The following is a 16,526-nucleotide window of genomic DNA, read 5'->3' on the forward strand; positions in this document are numbered from 1 at the left end:
CCTCTCGTTTCCCGATTGCTTCAACTCCATTCTAACCTTTCCTCCTGATTGGAGGCTTAACATTATTTATACCCTTACGCATACTCCCCTTTTCCATTGACAATGCCATTCTCCAAACGGTATAGTCACGAACACAGACCTTTTCGGAGGCGCCTGATGCAAAAAACCTGTCAAACCCTAATATTTTTCTGTCTCTGCTTTCACTGTTTCTCCAGCCCTGTCTCTGCCAACACCCTCGGCGGAAAATTTATTCTTTCCTTAAACCCCGGCCTGGCTTTTTTTGCCATGCAGGACATGAACACCAAGATCAATGATGAACAATCCGGGTTTATGGGCATCACCCCCTCGGAAAATCTCAGCACACTCTCGCTGGGGTTGGATTTGGGCAATGCTCTCCAGTACGGACTCAACGACAATCTTGTCCTGGGGATTGGATTTTCCTACCTATCGACCAATACCTCGGCGAAAGTAGGCGCAGGTCCTTTGTATCCTCCACAAGATGAGTATTATGAGATTAATGTCCCGGCTGTAGAATTAGGTCTTCTGGCAAAAGCCGCCTTTGCATTGACACCCACGCTGCTGCTAACAATCGGGGGCGAAGTCACCACCTTGGGACTGGCCGGTGCCGGCGAGACACTCGAGTCGCGCGGCACTGTAACCGGGCGGGTGTATTCTTCCACTGACCTGCATTACCAAGGCGCAACCTTCGGTTTCAAACTGATGACCGGAATTGATTTTTTTATCTGGGAATGGCTTTCGCTGGGCGTAGAAGGCGGCTACCGCCATGCCCGTTTTGAGGAAGTCCGTGCTGAAATTTCAGGCCGGGACGCAGCCTTGACCAATCAAGACGGTTCTCATTTTACGTTGGATTACAGCGGTGCCTTCATCCACTATACATTTAGATTTTATTTTTAAAAACCATCCACCAATCAGCACAAACAGAAAAAGCACTGATAAATTATAAAAGGTTTTTATGCGTTGGCGTGATTTTTCGACTGACAGGCTCGGAGGGGAAAATTTCATTTTGCTGATGTAAAAAATGTAGGTAGTCATTGAACGAACCTTGCGGGACAGCATTTATGCAGCGAACCGCCCTAAACGCGTTGCGCCTCTGAATATTTCGGGCATCTTCCAGCATTTCTTTTTTCATTGTTTTATCAAGCATGATGAATGCGCTCCAGTATCTCATTCAATTCCCCGGTTCGGCCAAACAGTTCGAAATATTCCTTGACCAAATCCATATCCATCTTTGACCGGTGTTTCTCCAGGATCATTTGCACATCCGCCATATCCTGAAACCATCGCCCCGGATCATTCGAACTGGCCTGAACCTTCAGCCCAATAAGATCCTCCGGCCGGAGTGCTTTGATCGTAAATTCACCGTCAAACACCGGATATTTTATTGCCCTTTTAAGCATCGCCAATGTATACCGGCGATGTGCCAACAAAAAATCAACACGCCCCGATTGCGAATGAGCTCCGACGAAATTAAGTACATCTTCACTCTCGTGAAGCAGCGAATAGCCTTTTTGATGCATGGTTGTTTTTATCATCAGGACTTTTTCTGCTAAAATCAACAAATCCACATCCTGGGTGCTCCGAACAATACCAACGGTTTCCATGGCGAGTCCGCCGATCAGTGCAAAATCCACATTTTCTTTTTCAAAAGCCACAATCAAATCACCCAGAATATTTTTAAAATCCATTGGTATCCTCACATCATTGATGTATAAAAGTATCATATTCTCCAGCGGTTCGCAATTCTGAAAAAACGGTTTGAAAAAGGGTAACTATGATGAAAGACAACCTTCTGTCAAAACGACTGATTTTTGCCGATTACTTCACATCACTGCATACGCGGGAAATTTCCGGTCATACCTGGAACTGGCGATATTACAACGGTGACAACGTACAATGGAGCGGCGACCTTTACGAATCCGTTGGTTCAGATCGTAAAGAAACTGCTGCGCCCTTTTATCCCCTCATCGGTCCTTATGACACACTGGACCCGATCGTTATGGAATACCACATCTTGCTTGCCAAAGCCGCCGGCATTGACGGTTTTCTATGTGAATACGACACACATCACAGCTTGGACCACGAAGTTGTCGTCCGCATGGCACAAATCGCCCGGAAACATGATTTCAAAATTGGCATTCATTGGATCCCGATTAATTTCACCAACCGGACACCCGGCCTTCGCGACCGCGTGAGTATGCTGGAAGCTGCCAAGACGTGTCTCGCCGCTATTTTCGATCAAGTCTATGCTGTCTCCGGCGCATGCATCAATGACCGGCCGCTCATTTTAATCTTTGGCATTCGCGCCTCTGATTACCTTCCGACGATTGTCAAAGATACTTTCTTTTCCGCCTCGGAAATCAATGCTCTGCGCGAAGCCTTCAAGGACAAACACCCTCTGTTTTTGGCACCGCATTTCCAGCCGGAACTGATTGAGTCTGTCGATGGATTCTATCCCTGGATTTTACCCTTGGGTTCCGAAATCCCTCCCAACAGCCCCTATGATAAGATCGGCGATCAAGCAGCGCAGCGGAAGCATTTGCATCATTTTTATTCTCATGTACAAAAAACAGTTGCTGAAAATCACCAAAAGCTATTTATGGCCGGGGTTTGGCCGGGGTTTGACGATCACAAGGGCAGGGCTTGGGGTGAAGACCTGGCGCGATATGTCCCGCGCGACAATGGCCGCATGCTTGCATTCACCTGGGAAATGGCTGAAGCGGCAAACGCTGAAACCATTCTACATGTCACCTGGAACGACTGGATTGAATCCACCATCATTGAACCCAGCCGCGAAATGGGTTATTCGGAATTGGAATCCACCCAGGAAAAAATCAATCAATGGAAAAACAGCCGCTTAGATCCCAACCGGCTAAAAAAAACGCAATCCCTTTACACTTGCCGCAAGCAACTAAACTATCTGCTGGCATCGGGCGCGCCCCCAAAAACCATTACGGACTTACATGCCCGCCTGGACAAAGCGGCTCAGGACTTCAGCCGCTTTGTCGACTCGCCCTTCAACGCGAAGCTGGAGAAAGTCACACAACAGCTGAGATCTCTGAACAAACACGTTACAGTACACAACACCGTTTGGCAATGGTCACCGGAAAATTCCCAACCGGACTTCACGCTGCATGCCTGTAATCACGGCATCGCCTTACAGCTAAAAAACCAGCACCTGCAAACAATGCCCCCTGGATTTTGGCAAGGACGAATAGCGGTCTCATTTCTTGACCAAGGAGACCACTTCCTGGCCGTCCGTCAGGGTACGCGTGATCACTGGGACAGCGCCCATGAAATTGCAAATTTCAAATTAAACGACACCTGCATAAACAGAGCCGTCGAAATGGATCTGATCCACTCCCGGTTGGCATCTGATCCCGGAAAAACTTTTTTCTTACTCAATGCCGGCCAACCTGTCCGTTGCAATGCGTTCACCCTTTCACTCTCCATTCACACCTTCCGTCCTTGAGATGATTGCTGTTTTTATTCTCCTGCCGCCTACGCGATAATAGTATAATAGCCGCCAGTGATATTGAATCAGGAGATCGACCCACGATGAAACGCATGCTTGCATTCCATTGTTACCTCTTCATTCTGGCCGCAGGCTGGCTGCCGCCGAATGCAGTCCACGCCGTAAAGATCCAGGATTTCACCTATCTTTATCAATGTGAAAACATCCGAAAAAATATCACCATGCACATTGAGTATGATGGAAACCGGGTCGAAATCACCTATTTCAATGAATTTGGTGATAAAGATATCACCGTTTTCAAAGACCGTATCCACCCGGTCAGTGCCGTCTATTTCAACCCCGACCGGGAACGCATCGGGCAAACAATTTATGATTATAAAAAAAAGAAAATTTTCATCCAGGGAGAAATGGATGCGGTCTATGATTTAATCGAACCGGTTTTTGACAACAACGGCGCAACTTTCTACCTGTTTAGCGTGTTCCATCCGGAACCGGAAAAAACCCTCACCTTCAGACTGGTCCAATCCAATTTAAGCCGGATCACGGACGGCTTCCAGAGGCTTTTAATCCGAAAACTGGTCGGACCTGTAACAATGCAATTAAAGCATCTCGGTCAGGAAACCATCACACTCCAAAACGAAGAGCACCTGACGGTAAAATACGAATTCTCTATCCGTGATAGCGGCACTTCGATATTTTGGTCTCACAAATATTTATTTTGGTACAGTCTGGAAAAAAACATCCTTCTCAAGCACCAAGGGATGAGCCAGGAAAAAAAATTAATTATTTATACACTGATTGAGTTCACAGAATGGGAACGGCCTAATCCACAACTACCGAGCTTATAACACCTATCGAAAAACCGCTTTTATTATTTCCGGATGATACACACCATTGCGTTCTGCATCTTTTTTCATCCATCCAATTTCCATCTTCGCAGGAATGGTATAACCGGAAAATTCTTTCTCAGCCGTCACGCCCAGGATGCCGTACGGATGTTCTGCCGGCGGCAGTTTACTGCTCAGGCTACCCCAACGTTGTAACTGCGCAGACAAGACCGCACCGGTTTCGGATATTTTTATTTCAAGTTCAAATAAATAATCATCAATCCGAAAAACCGCCAAGAGTAAATCCGCTTGAATCACAGACCATTTTACACCATACATCGGGAGCAAGGTCGAGGGCAGCCAAAGTCTCCCCAAAGCCGCACGGGCAACCGCAAAACGAGCATGGTCTGCTCCGTGTTTCACCCCGGCGGGCATGGCAAACAAACGCCACCAAAGCTTCCGGCTTGTTCCGGCAATATACAATTCATTACCCTGCCTGTGCCACAGTCCCTGCCCGGCATGCCCCTGCCAGACAAACGCCCTCCCGGTCAAAATTTCTTCCGCATTCATCGGCATCGTTTTTTTTCCGGCTGCCATTGCCAGACGGCCTTCCACTTGCAGTTCAGCAGATGCCGCCAACCGCGTTCCGGGCGCGATGGCATGTAAAAAATATTTTCGAACCGCTTCCGGGAGTTCCTGAATCAACTGTTCGGAAAAACACCCCTCCCCTTCAACCTTTTGAATGACCGTCCATATTTGTTCCACTTTTCGATTATCGAATATCCGCATCCCCCCCAGCACCACCAAAAGGGTTACTGCCAAAAGCATCAGTGAAAAAACAACCAAAAACATACCGAACTCCTTCCCTGCACCGCAAGCAGGTACCTGCCGTAACATCCCTGCTTCGCGAAGTAAAACCATTTACGGTTTGACCGGTTTGTCCCGCTCATGATCAACAATACAGAAAAAACCAAAAGCACTCTTGCTCTCATTACGCAATTGATGAACTGCAAAAGGCGGAACATAGGCCACATCAAACGGGCCGAGCACAAGAGTCTGTCCAGGCAGCTGGAGTACGCCCTCGCCTTGCACAGCGACAATGACATGTTCGTGCATATGTTTTTCCAGACTGGAATATCCGCCCGGTTCAATTTGAAAATAACGGAGATCAAATTTTGTCTGTTCCCCATTTTTGCCAATCAATTCCTGCCGGACAATGTTTGCAAAAGATGTTGTCGAATCGGTTTTGTAGTCTTCTGTTTCCCGTCCCTGCCAGGTAAAACCGCTCTGCCATTTCAGATATTCTAAAACCTTAGACTGGGTATCTGCTTTAGACCGTTCACCGGCCGAGGCCACCCCAGCGTCCGGTCCGGTTTCGTGTGCATCAAATTCACGATGAATCGTCTCCAAAAAATACCGGGTCGAAGATTCCAGATCATCGGAATGTTTAAGTAAAGCGCCGCCGATCAAGTAAACCGCATCCTGACCATATTGCGCCTTCATGGTATTAATGGATGCCAATGTCATCCCGCCGGCCGGTGCCGGCAATGCTGCCGGCATCGCACCCAGCGGACGCTTTAGCGCACCGCTGATTGCCTGACATTCTTGGGAGGTAAATCCAAAGCGGCCTCCGCTATTTGGAAAAACCGAGATGTCCGCCCCAAAAAGCCTAAACAACGTCCCCAATAAAACAGCCGGTGTCATGCCATGATGAGGGTCGTGAAAATGTGTGCCCGTGAAAGCCGGATGCGCCATCATTATTAGAGGATATTTTTTCGCCAAGTACCTGAAATTATCCGGACCAATCAAAAATGGGGAGAGCAACAAACCACGAACACCCTGACGAATCGCAAACGCAACCTGCTGCTCCATGTGTTCCAAATCACCTGACACATTGGGAAAATACAATGTCATTTTACCTGTCCGGACATTGGCCTCGGCAATTGCTGTCTGGCATCGTTCCACCCGCTCCTCAAACGGACAAAAATCATGGTCCGCCAATCCATGATCATCCTTAACTATATCACCGCCGCCCAAGGCAAATGCCCCGGCCATCGCTGCCAATTGTTTCGGTGTGCTCCCCAAAGGCTTCAACGCCGTCGCTGCCAGAGGTCGTCCCTGTACGCCTAAAAGTTTCCGAATGCCTTTTATGCCGAAATTGGGCCCATGAAATTTGGCAAGAAACGTTTCCGGAAAACGAACATCAATAATTTTAATGTAATTTTTCAAAGAAATATTCCCGAACAAAACATTGAGCAGTTGCGGTATCTGATACGCTGTGATTTCCTGAGCATAACCGATCACCGCGGTATAGCTCCCATTTTTTTGTGTCAACGGTGTTATTTCCAATAGTTTACCGACAATGTTTTCCTCAATGAACGGATCTAAGTCAACTTCTTTGGGAACTTCAACCGTTTGTTCCCGCGCAATGGCCCGGCAAATCGTCCTGATATCTTCTTGCGCCGGACATTTAATTGCATAAACAACCTGTATCATTTCAGACATTTGATCCATTCCAAATTAACGGTAAATTATTTGCCCGGGCAACAAACCGGACAGGGTCTATACTTTCCCTTTTTTGCATCTTTTAACTGCACCGGATAGCGGGTCTCATCTAATTTTTGACAATGCTCTAAATGATAACGTCGATCCTGATTGGAAATATAAACAATATAATCCTCAGACAATATACTTGGAGATGCCGCTTTGACGACTATCTTTTCATCTTCCGGCAGCGGTGCGCCCCACAATCCCAATTTCTCGCTTTGGGCCGCCTGTTCTGCGGTTTGAAATGAAGCCAAATGCTCAAACTGCGGGGTTTCAGTGACAAGTCCATAACCCATCCGTATAATCGCATAATTCACAAACAATTGATCGGACTCCCGATAAACCAAAGCCAACAAATTCTTCTCTGCATCCCGGGTGGGCTCCAGCGAATAAACAAGTACACGTTCATTGCGGACCATCTGTTCGGTAAACTGTTTGGCTTTTTCCCCGCGATAGACTTGCACTTCTCGGGTAAAGTGTTTCAAGTCTTTTCCCGGCCCTCGAATGGAATCCGTCGCACAAAAAGTATTGTTTGTCCCATCAACATTTAACTGCGCGCATTGCTTTTTATAGAGATCGCGTTTTTCGCTCGGCAGCTCATATCCGGTTTTTTTAATCCCCGCCAGGCGAACCGTCTCATCCATGCCGTTGGCTGAAACCACAATCGTATTCACATCAATCACACGATCAACCCGGGCACGAAAAGTATTTTCCATCCCTGCCATTTTAGGTTCCGGCGCTTTTTTTTCCGACGTCGCACACCCAAACATCATCAACAAAACCGCCCCGACAACAATATGCTGTATTCTCAATGAAACCATTTCATTCCCTCCAAGTTTAAAAAAAATTCCCCGATTGCTTTCCATGATAGCCTTTTTGGGGCACGAAACGCAAAACTTTTTTCCCTGGAGTAACTTCCACGGGAACCCTTCACCGGCATGCCGGTGTCTAATGAACACATGAATTTCGATAACCCCGGGAGGAAAACCATGGTCATCACGGAAGAAAAGAAAATATCAAATCCGACCAAACCACGGATTTATATCGACCTTGATTACACCGAGCCAAAAAAAACTACGATTGAATTTTCCGAATCTACAATTTTTTTAATACTTTTAATTGCCGGCCTGGCAGGATTGATTTATCTTTTTGTTTCCGGGTGACTTTGTTCCGATTCCGGCATACACAATGTACAAGGGGTATACCCTGCTTGACGTGCGCGATAAAACCGGACCGGAAAACGTCCCTGACGTAATTGCGTACAATAGTCACGGTGGTATTTCTTATCCAGCAAGGTCAAATAAACCGTGTCATCATCGTGCAAACCTGCTTGTAAATCCCCCGACCTCCCCTTCAGCTCACGCTTCTTCGGCGGCTTCATGCCCCAGAGCCCGACACCTTCCAGGCGCGCTTCACGTTCTCCATTCCGGAAAAGACGCTGATAGCGATAAGGCCGGCTTAGCTCCGCATGACCAAATCCCAAACGGATGATGGTATAATTCACAAAAAGACGGTCTGTTTCGCGGTAAAGATATCCCTCCCGAACAGCATCCCCCTCAGCTTTCCCGACAAATGCCACACGCACATCTTGGGCCATAATAAATTTTTCTAAAAAAGTTACCGCAGATTGGTGAAAAATCCCTTCCCGCAACGGATTGACATCCGCCGGAGACGCAACACCATGCAATTGAACAAGCTGTGAAGTATTCTCCATTTCAATTTCAATCTGATTGCCGGATACAATGCCCGTTACGCTGGCCAAGGGCAATTTCTTCTGTTCATCCTCTACGAATGACATTTCCTGAGCTGCGCCGGCCATCGACAGCAACAACAAAAAAACCACACCTACGATGATTGCAACCGCCTGTGGATATGCCTGTTTATATCCAACCATCTTCCACCGCCTCCAGCATGTACACAAATTCAGATAGGGGTAATTGCCGCAATCGTCTCACTTGTATCTTTTGTGACGCTGAATCATATCATAGGCGCGATTGAGTCTTTGGGTAAGCTCCTGCGCCCGTTGTTGCAATTCCTCACTGAGATGACTCACTTTGTCCGGATGGTTGGATGCAACACGCCCATGGTATGCACGGCGCAGTTCATCCCGTGAAGCGGAAGGCGCGACCCGCAAAAGTTTATACGCCCCTTGCAGGGTCAATGATTTTTTTAAGTCGCCTTCTCCGGGAAAGTCTGCTCGTTCCTGCCGCCGGGAACCGCCTTGCTCTGTGGTATGGCGGGCATTCAAAATTTTTCGCCACTGCCGCAAAACAATTGAGAGGTAAATCCCAAAGACAACCATGTCATCCAGCAATGTGGGATGCAGGTCCCAGGGCCAAATCAAATAGAGGACCACCAAAATAAACCAAAAGTACTTTTTAAAAAACACCATGACTACTCAACAACCGGTGTTGTAATTTCCAGCGTTTCCTGAAAGAGATAATATTTTTCAACCATATCCACGCCAGGCTCCAGGGGTTGAAGATAGATCATCTGTTTTTCTTTTTTGTCCAGCATCTCGATAACCGGATGGTTGGCATATCCTTTGTCTGCGCGGTAAGCATCCAGTGCCGGATAAACTTTGGCCAAACCAAAAACCGGCGTCAGTTTGGAACGATATGGAAAAATCGCCACCAAACACCGCTGCCTGGGAAAGGTCCTGACCAAGTACTGTTCCTGAATAGCTTGACGTGTTTCCTCGTCAGGTTCATCAATCACCCACCCTATGATATAGCGCAATAATTTCTCATCGGTCTGACGCGGATCATCAAAAAACATGGCCATCTCCAATTTACCTTTGATCCCATTTTCGGAAAGCCACAAGCGCACCGCACTGCCATAAAGCGATGCCTGCTGATATTCACCTTCCACTTTTTTAAAAACCAACGAATACGGTCCGATATCCCGCTCCTGAATTTCAGGTTTATCAAACATCCCGGCAATGCTGAGCGCAAAAAACAGGGCAATGCCGCCTAAGACAACCGTCGTGACTACGACCTTCCACATACTGACCTCCTCGTTAACGCATTCATCGACTGCTTATCCCTATCGGTATCGCCAGCTTGCCAAAAGGAGTCTCGCTCTCCAGTTCACCTGAAAAAGACACCTGCGGATTACGATTAAGCAGCATTTGAGTGAACAAACTTAGCGTCTTTCCTACAGAATCCCCAATTTTCAACCAAATCTCCCCTTCGGCATTGGCCGCAATCACTGGCTTATCTTTTAATGCCGCCAACGTATAGGACTGACCGGCAATCGTAGCTTGCACACCAATCTTGCTCATGGCCAGCGGAAAGGTGTTGGGATTTTTCACCCTGATTTTCAAGCCAACATTTTTTTCCTGATGCATTAATTTAAACCCGCCAAAAGTCACACTCGGCAGCCGGGGTATTGGCAGGACCACCTTAAAAGAAAACGGCACCGCCGGAAAAGAAAACTGACCTCCCAAATGAAGCCGGCCGTTAAACTCCAAATGCATTTTTTCCGCTTTTTGCACCTGCACAACCAATGCGGTTAAATCAGAAAAATTAATTTGAAAAGGAACCTCAACCACCTGCGCAGCACTTCCCCCGACCGCTTCGATTGTTTCCACGGCACCCGAAGTAAAGTGCCTGCCATTCACCCCCACTGTAAATTCAAGTTTTTTCAAAGGAATACGAATCGGGACACGGTTGGTCACACTGATTTTTGCACGAAACCCAATATTTTGTGGTGTTATAAAAACCGGTTTTACAGACAGCACACGCACCTGAGGTGGTTCAATCAAGGATTGCAAATGTGCACACCCCGAAACAACCATCACCAGCGCCAATCCCATCCACATCATCTTTTTCATCAAAGTCTCCTTTTACCCGGCAATAATCTTTTATATCAAATATCATGTCCGCACGCAAGCCGGGATCATGGCGCACCCAAAATTATTTTTGTCTTCCCGGATGATGCGTATCTTTGTATACTAGGTCAATCTCATTCAACCAAGGAGTTTTCCATGCGTGGTGTTCCTGCAATGCCGGGTATTCTTTTCGTCAGCCTATCCCTCGCTTTTCTTTTCATCACCCCTGCCCAGGCAGAACGGGTTACCAGCGGACTGGTCGTGCTATACACATTTGAAGAAAATAGCGGTGATATTATCCATGATACCTCCGGGGTCATGCCTGCGCTTGATCTGATCGACAATACTCCAACAGCCACCAGCTGGATCGTAGGCGGGCTTTCGGTGAATACATGTACCGTGATCGCTTCGACCCAGGCGGCTACAAAATTATATACCGCCTGTACCGCTTCCAATGAGATCTCGCTGGAAGCCTGGGTCAATCCGCAAAATATTACCCAGGAAGGTCCTGCCCGGATCATGACTTTTTCCCTGGATGGCGGCGCGCGCAATTTCACGCTGGGACAAAACGAATCCCAAGTGGCATTCAGGCTCCGCACAACCGACACAAACAATAATGGAGTACCCACTTTTTATTCCAACCTTGGAGCCCTTTCAGCCAATCTGACCCATATCGTTTGCACCCGCGATAACACAGGTGCGGTGACAATTTATGTCGACAGTGTATCTGTCAGCACCACCTCCATCAGCGGTAATTTTTCCAATTGGAATAATAGTTATCAGTTTGCATCTGCCAACGAGCTTTCCCTGGATGACCGGCGCTGGTTCGGCGATTTGCACCTGGTCGCGGTTTATTCCCGTGCACTATCGGCACCTGAAGTCCTGCAAAATTTCACGCACAGTGCCGATGCCACCCCAACAGTGACACAGACAGCCACCCAAACCGCCACACCACTCGGCACACATACCGACACACCCACGCAGACTGTCTCTCCCACACGTACAATTTCCCCGACCGCAACACCCAGCGGCACGTGTACACCGACTGCAACCATCACACCCTCACCTACCATCTCAGCCACAATTACCGTGACTGCCACACATTCACCCACCCGCACACACACACCGGACGTGACCGCCACACATACGAGCACCCGAACAATTCATGCCATCAAATCCATCTTCCCTTATCCGCAACCCGCCACAGACGATACGCTCTATTTCTATTTTCAAATTGATGAACCGGCCAACATCACCATCGAGATCATGAATTTGGTGGGAGAAAAAATAAAAACCATCACCCTGGCACGTAACACTGCGGGCGAATTCAGGCACACCTGGGATATTGCCGCAGTCGCTCCCGGTATCTATTTTTACCGTGTCACCCTCAATTACCCTACCGGCAAAATCGAAAAACGGGATTTCGAAAAAATCGTTATTGTAAAGCGGTAATCACATACTGCGCCTGCATTGGTTCAGATCAAACACACCTGTCTTCTCCGCACAAGAGAAAGCCGCAATTTTAATTTTATAAATTAGACAACAGATAGCCCCCGGCCAGACCGGTCTTAATCATATACAGGAGATAGGTAGGTTCATACGGCGGATGAATCATGTCGCAATTGGGAATCATTTTTATTTCATGTATAAGTTCACCTTCCTGAGCGCCGACAATAAACAACATGGGTATATTAGGAAATTTTTCCCGCAAGGGCGTGACCAGCACATGATGAATTTCAGCCGGCGCAACATTGCCCGGAAGCGGTCCGGCTTTCAAGTCCACGACAGCCAATGCCATCTTCTCCTCATTGCGAATCACCTCCGCAACATTGATAAGCGTCTGTGCCGCCACAACATGATACTTGGCGCTTTTGAGAAGGTAAATTTGATCCTTCAGCGTCGAAAGATTTGGATCCATATAAAAAATGTGACCGTCTTTTCGAATCATTTTTTCCACATCCGTCTTATTTTTTTATATTATAACGATTACAACAGCATCTGTAATGTAAAAAAAGTTTTTCGCATGATTTTTGGTAAAAAAAATAATTTTTCGAAACCTTACCTAATTTCTCCAATCTTAAAATAACGCCGCTCATAAATCCAGCACTAAAATTTCAGGCCCCCTCCCTGTTATTCCGGACTCGTGTTTTCATAAAAATTGCCGTTACTTACTAAAGTCATTTTACGAGGGACAACATGGACGAAGGATATCTAAGACTCTCACACGCAGACAGCCAGGACGAGGAAGTCCTCATCCGACTGGCGCGTCAAAACACCCAATGCTTTATGTCCGCGCGTATTTTAAAGCATCACTATCGGTTAACCCCTGATCATCTGAAAGAAATTTTATTATCAAAAAAAATTGTTTATGGAATTGACGAAGACAGCTTAAAAACAATTTGCGAGCACGCGAATAGCGGCAAACCCGTCCAGAACAGCTTGGTTGCCAGCGGAAAACAATCGATTGGCGGTCAGGACGGATGTTTCGATTATGCCATCAAACCTTTTTCCATTGTGCCGGAATATGATGAAAGCCGCAATGGACGGATTGACTTTCATGAAACCAATCTTTTTGAAAATGTTATCACCGGGCAAACCATCGGCAAACTAATTCCCCCCCAACCCGGCGAGGAAGGCATCACCGTGCTCGGGGATAAAATCCAGATTTCGAAAGTTAAAAAATGCAGTATCCATGCAGGACAAGGAATTGATTGTGATGATACCCACAGTCTTTTCACTGCCAACAAAAACGGACGCGTCATGCTTAAATTCAACACACTCCAAGTCACCGAAGAACTCGTTGTTGAAAAAGACGTGGATTTCAAGATCGGCCATATTGATTTTGTAGGTTTTGTACAAATTCGCTGTGACGTACTGGAAGGATTTCATGTCAGGGCAAAAAAAGGTCTGCAAATTGCCGGCAACGTCTCTAATTCCCGTATCGATTCAGACGGCGACATCACCTTGGGCGGCATGTCTTCCCGTGAGGGCGAGGGCGTTATTCACTGCGGCGGAAATCTAAAAGCCGCTTACTTATGCAATGTGCAGGTTGAATGCGAAGGGGATGTCCAGATTACCAAAGAAGCGGTCAATTGTGTTCTGGCTTGCAATGGAACCCTCACCGTTGGCGGACGCATTGTCGGCGGCAGTTATACCGCACTCGGCGGATTGGAAGCGGCACAAATCGGTACTGAGCTCGGGGTCAAAACCTTCATTACCTGCGGTGATAATTTTCATTTCCTCAACGATATCGTCTCCCTTAAAAACCAGATCCGAGAAGTCAAAAACAAACACCAACACGCAGAAAAAAAATTCGAACACGAATTTGGAGATATCGATATTGCGACACTTCCCGAAGATCTTCAAACCCGGCACGAAACCGCACTCCAATTCCTGAAAAAACTGGATCAAAAAAAACGCACAACGCAGGAATCCTTACAGCACATCCGAAAAACTTCACAGAAAAAAGCCAACCCAAAAATAAACATTACAGAAAAAATACACGCCGGGACCCACTTCACATTGGACTGTACCCAGGAAGATATCAAAGAAGAAAAAACAGGTCCCTTTTCAGTGATTGCCGCCCAGGATCAATCCATGGCCTACCTGTCACTGTCTCCGCTTGCCATCAACGCGCGTACTCTGAAACCCGATGTCAATCCGGCGGATATCAGTACCCCGGCGGATGATGAATCCAGCGCAGCGTAAAAATACTCTGCAAACCGTTCCAACGAAATATATGCATTTATCATCCAATCAACCGGGCACATACCTCTTCAACCAACCCATCCCGGTTGTGGACATTCACCGGCACCAAAATCACGTCCTCACGTTCCTTGATTTCCTCCATAAACAGCGACCCGTGCCGGGCAATGGTCGCCAAAACTTTGTGTGGAAGATCCAACGTATGTAACAGGGCTTGACAAAATTTATCCGAATGGCATTCCATCTTCCCAATTTCATCAATCACAATGACCTGTTCGGCATGTTCCTTTTCAATCGCCTGAAGTGCCACAGCTTCAAACCGGCTGATATCGACCGCATATTTACCGACATGACAGTCGCTTTGAAATCCCACATGCGCAAACATTTCCTTAAGACCGTGCAGGGTATGAATTTCGAATCCAATACGATGCCCTTTTTCCCGGACTTCCTCGGTCCAAAATCCCTTCAATGGTTTTTCCGAGGCATGAATTATTTTTTTAATGAGCGTTGTTTTTCCCGACTGTGGCGGACCGATGAGAATGATATTGGTTGGTTCCATACGTATCCTCGGATTTAATGACCCATGACGCAGGGATTAATTTTATCGCAGCCCTGCAATTTCATTTTTTCGTTTTAAGTTTTTTTACCGGTTTACGCAGCTTCGACAAGTAAGCATCCACACCGGCCGCAGCCAAACGCCCCCGGTTAATTGCGCGCACGACCAACGAAGCGCCGGTTTCAGCATCCCCGGCTGCAAAGACACCCTTTTGTGATGTCATCAATATGTCGTCTACCGCAATATTTCCGCGCCCGTCCAGCTTCACCTTTAAATCTTTGACCAGCGCACCGTGTTCAGGATGGATAAATCCCATCGCCAGGAACACCAAATCCGCTTTTAAATCAAATCCAGACCCGGATATTTCTTCGCAAGCCGGTCGGTTGTTTTCGGGAAAAGTCCATTTTAATTTTGCCGCTTTCAACACTTTCAGTTGTCCCTTGTCACCCTCCAGCGACTTTGTCTGAATATCCCACATCCGGTCGCAGCCTTCTTCGTGTGAAGTTGCGATACGATGAATCACCGGCCAGGCGGGCCAGGGTGTCGCAGGATTACTGTTTTTAGGTGGTTGCGAGAGTAGCTCTAGCTGAATAACCTTTTTCGCACCTTGACGAATACTTGTGCCAATGCAATCCGCACCGGTATCCCCGCCGCCAACCACTACAACATGTTTCCCCTTGGCGTGAATCATCTGTTTAACGGAAATTTTATCCCCGGCAGTGCGCTTGTTTTGCTGAGTTAAAAATTCCAATGCAAAATGGACCCCTTTCAAGTTACGGCCCGAAACAGGAAGATCGCGTGGTTCCCCGGCACCGATGGTAATTAAAATTGCATCAAAGTTTTTTTTCAGCGTATCCGCCTTAATTGTTTTACCTGCATTCGTTCCGGCTTTAAAAACCACACCTTCATCCCTCATCTGCGCCATCCGCCGGTCAATCACAGATTTCTCCAACTTGTAATCCGGGATTCCATAGCGCAGATACCCGCCAATTCGGTCGGCTTTTTCAAACAATGTCACCGCATGACCCGCCCGGGCCAACTGCTGCGCCGCTGCCATGCCGGCCGGCCCGGAACCAACAATCGCCACTTTCTTGCCGGTTTTCTTTTCCGGCTTTTGCGGTTGAATCCAGCCCTGCTCCCATCCGCGTTCAACAATCTGGAGTTCAATTTGACGGATTGTTACAGGGTCTTGATTGATGGCCAGCGTACAGGCCGGTTCACACGGAGCCGGACAAACGCGTCCGGTAAACTCGGGAAAATTATTGGTTGCATGCAAAAGGTCCAATGCCTTGCGCCATTGTTTTTTATAAATCATGTCATTCCAATCAGGAATCAAATTACTCAACGGACAGCCATAGGCATGACAGGAAGGAACTCCGCAGTCCATGCAGCGCGCCGCCTGGATCTCCAGCTCAGCTTGACCCAGCCTCTGCTCAATTTCCCTGAAATCCTTCACCCGGTCTTTCACCTTGCGTTTGGGCGGATTCTTCCGTGCATAATCTAAAAACCCGGTTGGTTTTGCCATTATAAAAAACCCTCCACTAAAAAACAAATTCATTCACCGCT

17 protein-coding genes are annotated in these 16,526 nt (G+C 47.3%); 6 read left to right on the plus strand and 11 right to left on the minus strand.

The window, feature by feature from the left end; all coding sequences use genetic code 11:
• The first annotated feature begins 156 nt into the window (after window positions 1-156).
• Window positions 157-915, plus strand: coding sequence for a hypothetical protein (locus K8S19_01065; protein MCD4812275.1), 759 nt, complete (start codon window positions 157-159; stop codon window positions 913-915).
• Between the two features lie 242 nt (window positions 916-1,157).
• Here the strand turns inward: K8S19_01065 and K8S19_01070 are convergent, their stop codons facing one another.
• Window positions 1,158-1,706, minus strand: a complete 549-nt coding sequence (locus tag K8S19_01070) for a nucleotidyltransferase (GenBank protein ID MCD4812276.1) — start codon at window positions 1,704-1,706, stop codon at window positions 1,158-1,160.
• 86 nt (window positions 1,707-1,792) lie between these two features.
• On the opposite strand from K8S19_01070, the gene K8S19_01075 reads away from it, so the two are divergent.
• Entirely contained in the window at window positions 1,793-3,490 is a 1,698-nt protein-coding gene (locus K8S19_01075) for a glycoside hydrolase family 99-like domain-containing protein (GenBank protein MCD4812277.1), read from the plus strand.
• An 86-nt stretch (window positions 3,491-3,576) separates the two neighbouring features.
• Window positions 3,577-4,341, plus strand: coding sequence for a hypothetical protein (locus K8S19_01080; GenBank protein MCD4812278.1), 765 nt, complete (start codon window positions 3,577-3,579; stop codon window positions 4,339-4,341).
• Window positions 4,342-4,344: 3 nt separating this feature from the next.
• On the opposite strand, the gene K8S19_01085 is transcribed toward K8S19_01080, so the two are convergent.
• The 3 genes from K8S19_01085 to K8S19_01095 form a co-directional block, all read right to left on the minus strand.
• Entirely contained in the window at window positions 4,345-5,172 is an 828-nt protein-coding gene (locus tag K8S19_01085) for a hypothetical protein (GenBank protein ID MCD4812279.1), read from the minus strand.
• A 69-nt stretch (window positions 5,173-5,241) separates the two neighbouring features.
• Window positions 5,242-6,825: a cupin domain-containing protein gene (locus tag K8S19_01090; protein ID MCD4812280.1), complete on the minus strand. Its 1,584-nt coding sequence runs from the start codon at window positions 6,823-6,825 to the stop codon at window positions 5,242-5,244.
• A 26-nt stretch (window positions 6,826-6,851) separates the two neighbouring features.
• Entirely contained in the window at window positions 6,852-7,688 is an 837-nt protein-coding gene (locus K8S19_01095; GenBank protein MCD4812281.1) for a thermonuclease family protein, read from the minus strand.
• 168 nt (window positions 7,689-7,856) lie between these two features.
• On the opposite strand from K8S19_01095, the gene K8S19_01100 reads away from it, so the two are divergent.
• Complete coding sequence (locus K8S19_01100) at window positions 7,857-8,030, plus strand: hypothetical protein (protein MCD4812282.1); 174 nt, start codon at window positions 7,857-7,859, stop codon at window positions 8,028-8,030.
• Here the strand turns inward: K8S19_01100 and K8S19_01105 are convergent.
• Genes K8S19_01105 through K8S19_01120 form a run of 4 tightly spaced genes read right to left on the minus strand, consistent with a single transcriptional unit; the run spans window position 8,009 to window position 10,702 of the window.
• The gene (locus tag K8S19_01105; protein MCD4812283.1) at window positions 8,009-8,761 is read right to left on the minus strand and encodes a hypothetical protein; all 753 of its coding nucleotides are present in this window, start codon (window positions 8,759-8,761) and stop codon (window positions 8,009-8,011) included. The two genes, K8S19_01100 and K8S19_01105, sit on opposite strands and share 22 nt — an antisense overlap.
• A 57-nt stretch (window positions 8,762-8,818) precedes the next feature.
• A complete protein-coding gene (locus K8S19_01110; GenBank protein MCD4812284.1) occupies window positions 8,819-9,259 on the minus strand; it encodes a DnaJ domain-containing protein in 441 nt (146 codons plus the stop codon).
• 2 nt (window positions 9,260-9,261) lie between these two features.
• Window positions 9,262-9,873: a hypothetical protein gene (locus tag K8S19_01115; protein ID MCD4812285.1), complete on the minus strand. Its 612-nt coding sequence runs from the start codon at window positions 9,871-9,873 to the stop codon at window positions 9,262-9,264.
• A gap of 22 nt (window positions 9,874-9,895) precedes the next feature.
• A complete protein-coding gene (locus K8S19_01120; GenBank protein ID MCD4812286.1) occupies window positions 9,896-10,702 on the minus strand; it encodes an LEA type 2 family protein in 807 nt (268 codons plus the stop codon).
• A gap of 153 nt (window positions 10,703-10,855) precedes the next feature.
• Here K8S19_01120 and K8S19_01125 point away from each other — a divergent pair, with 153 nt between their 5' ends.
• On the plus strand, window positions 10,856-12,151 hold the full coding sequence (locus K8S19_01125) for a T9SS type A sorting domain-containing protein (protein ID MCD4812287.1): 1,296 nt from the start codon (window positions 10,856-10,858) through the stop codon (window positions 12,149-12,151).
• A 76-nt stretch (window positions 12,152-12,227) separates the two neighbouring features.
• Here K8S19_01125 and K8S19_01130 read toward each other — a convergent pair whose 3' ends face one another.
• The gene (locus tag K8S19_01130) at window positions 12,228-12,647 is read right to left on the minus strand and encodes a hypothetical protein (protein ID MCD4812288.1); all 420 of its coding nucleotides are present in this window, start codon (window positions 12,645-12,647) and stop codon (window positions 12,228-12,230) included.
• A gap of 248 nt (window positions 12,648-12,895) precedes the next feature.
• Here K8S19_01130 and K8S19_01135 point away from each other — a divergent pair, with 248 nt between their 5' ends.
• Window positions 12,896-14,407 carry a FapA family protein gene (locus K8S19_01135; protein ID MCD4812289.1) on the plus strand — a complete coding sequence of 504 codons (1,512 nt, stop codon included), beginning with the start codon at window positions 12,896-12,898 and terminating at the stop codon, window positions 14,405-14,407.
• A gap of 40 nt (window positions 14,408-14,447) precedes the next feature.
• Here K8S19_01135 and K8S19_01140 read toward each other — a convergent pair whose 3' ends face one another.
• Together K8S19_01140 and K8S19_01145 are read right to left on the minus strand one after the other, a co-directional pair.
• Complete coding sequence (locus K8S19_01140) at window positions 14,448-14,963, minus strand: NTPase (GenBank protein MCD4812290.1); 516 nt, start codon at window positions 14,961-14,963, stop codon at window positions 14,448-14,450.
• Window positions 14,964-15,024: 61 nt separating this feature from the next.
• Entirely contained in the window at window positions 15,025-16,485 is a 1,461-nt protein-coding gene (locus K8S19_01145) for a glutamate synthase subunit beta (protein ID MCD4812291.1), read from the minus strand.
• Window positions 16,486-16,526: the final 41 nt, after the last annotated feature.

The sequence above is a fragment of the bacterium genome (assembly GCA_021108215.1).
GTDB lineage: Bacteria > Oederibacteriota > JAAXVQ01 > JAAXVQ01 > JAUVAV01 > JAIORK01.

Excerpts from the sequence above, each read along its gene's own strand:
- K8S19_01080 (MCD4812278.1), top strand. The coding sequence starts at position 3,577 with ATGAAACGCATGCTTGCATTCCATTGTTACCTCTTCATTCTGGCCGCA.
- K8S19_01085 (MCD4812279.1), bottom strand. The coding sequence starts at position 5,172 with ATGTTTTTGGTTGTTTTTTCACTGATGCTTTTGGCAGTAACCCTTTTG.
- K8S19_01145 (MCD4812291.1), bottom strand. The coding sequence starts at position 16,485 with ATGGCAAAACCAACCGGGTTTTTAGATTATGCACGGAAGAATCCGCCC.
- K8S19_01110 (MCD4812284.1), bottom strand. The coding sequence starts at position 9,259 with ATGGTGTTTTTTAAAAAGTACTTTTGGTTTATTTTGGTGGTCCTCTAT.
- K8S19_01120 (MCD4812286.1), bottom strand. The coding sequence starts at position 10,702 with ATGAAAAAGATGATGTGGATGGGATTGGCGCTGGTGATGGTTGTTTCG.
- K8S19_01125 (MCD4812287.1), top strand. The coding sequence starts at position 10,856 with ATGCGTGGTGTTCCTGCAATGCCGGGTATTCTTTTCGTCAGCCTATCC.
- K8S19_01100 (MCD4812282.1), top strand. The coding sequence starts at position 7,857 with ATGGTCATCACGGAAGAAAAGAAAATATCAAATCCGACCAAACCACGG.
- K8S19_01130 (MCD4812288.1), bottom strand. The coding sequence starts at position 12,647 with ATGATTCGAAAAGACGGTCACATTTTTTATATGGATCCAAATCTTTCG.
- K8S19_01070 (MCD4812276.1), bottom strand. The coding sequence starts at position 1,706 with ATGGATTTTAAAAATATTCTGGGTGATTTGATTGTGGCTTTTGAAAAA.
- K8S19_01090 (MCD4812280.1), bottom strand. The coding sequence starts at position 6,825 with ATGTCTGAAATGATACAGGTTGTTTATGCAATTAAATGTCCGGCGCAA.
- K8S19_01105 (MCD4812283.1), bottom strand. The coding sequence starts at position 8,761 with ATGGTTGGATATAAACAGGCATATCCACAGGCGGTTGCAATCATCGTA.
- K8S19_01075 (MCD4812277.1), top strand. The coding sequence starts at position 1,793 with ATGATGAAAGACAACCTTCTGTCAAAACGACTGATTTTTGCCGATTAC.
- K8S19_01135 (MCD4812289.1), top strand. The coding sequence starts at position 12,896 with ATGGACGAAGGATATCTAAGACTCTCACACGCAGACAGCCAGGACGAG.
- K8S19_01140 (MCD4812290.1), bottom strand. The coding sequence starts at position 14,963 with ATGGAACCAACCAATATCATTCTCATCGGTCCGCCACAGTCGGGAAAA.
- K8S19_01065 (MCD4812275.1), top strand. The coding sequence starts at position 157 with ATGCAAAAAACCTGTCAAACCCTAATATTTTTCTGTCTCTGCTTTCAC.
- K8S19_01095 (MCD4812281.1), bottom strand. The coding sequence starts at position 7,688 with ATGGTTTCATTGAGAATACAGCATATTGTTGTCGGGGCGGTTTTGTTG.
- K8S19_01115 (MCD4812285.1), bottom strand. The coding sequence starts at position 9,873 with ATGTGGAAGGTCGTAGTCACGACGGTTGTCTTAGGCGGCATTGCCCTG.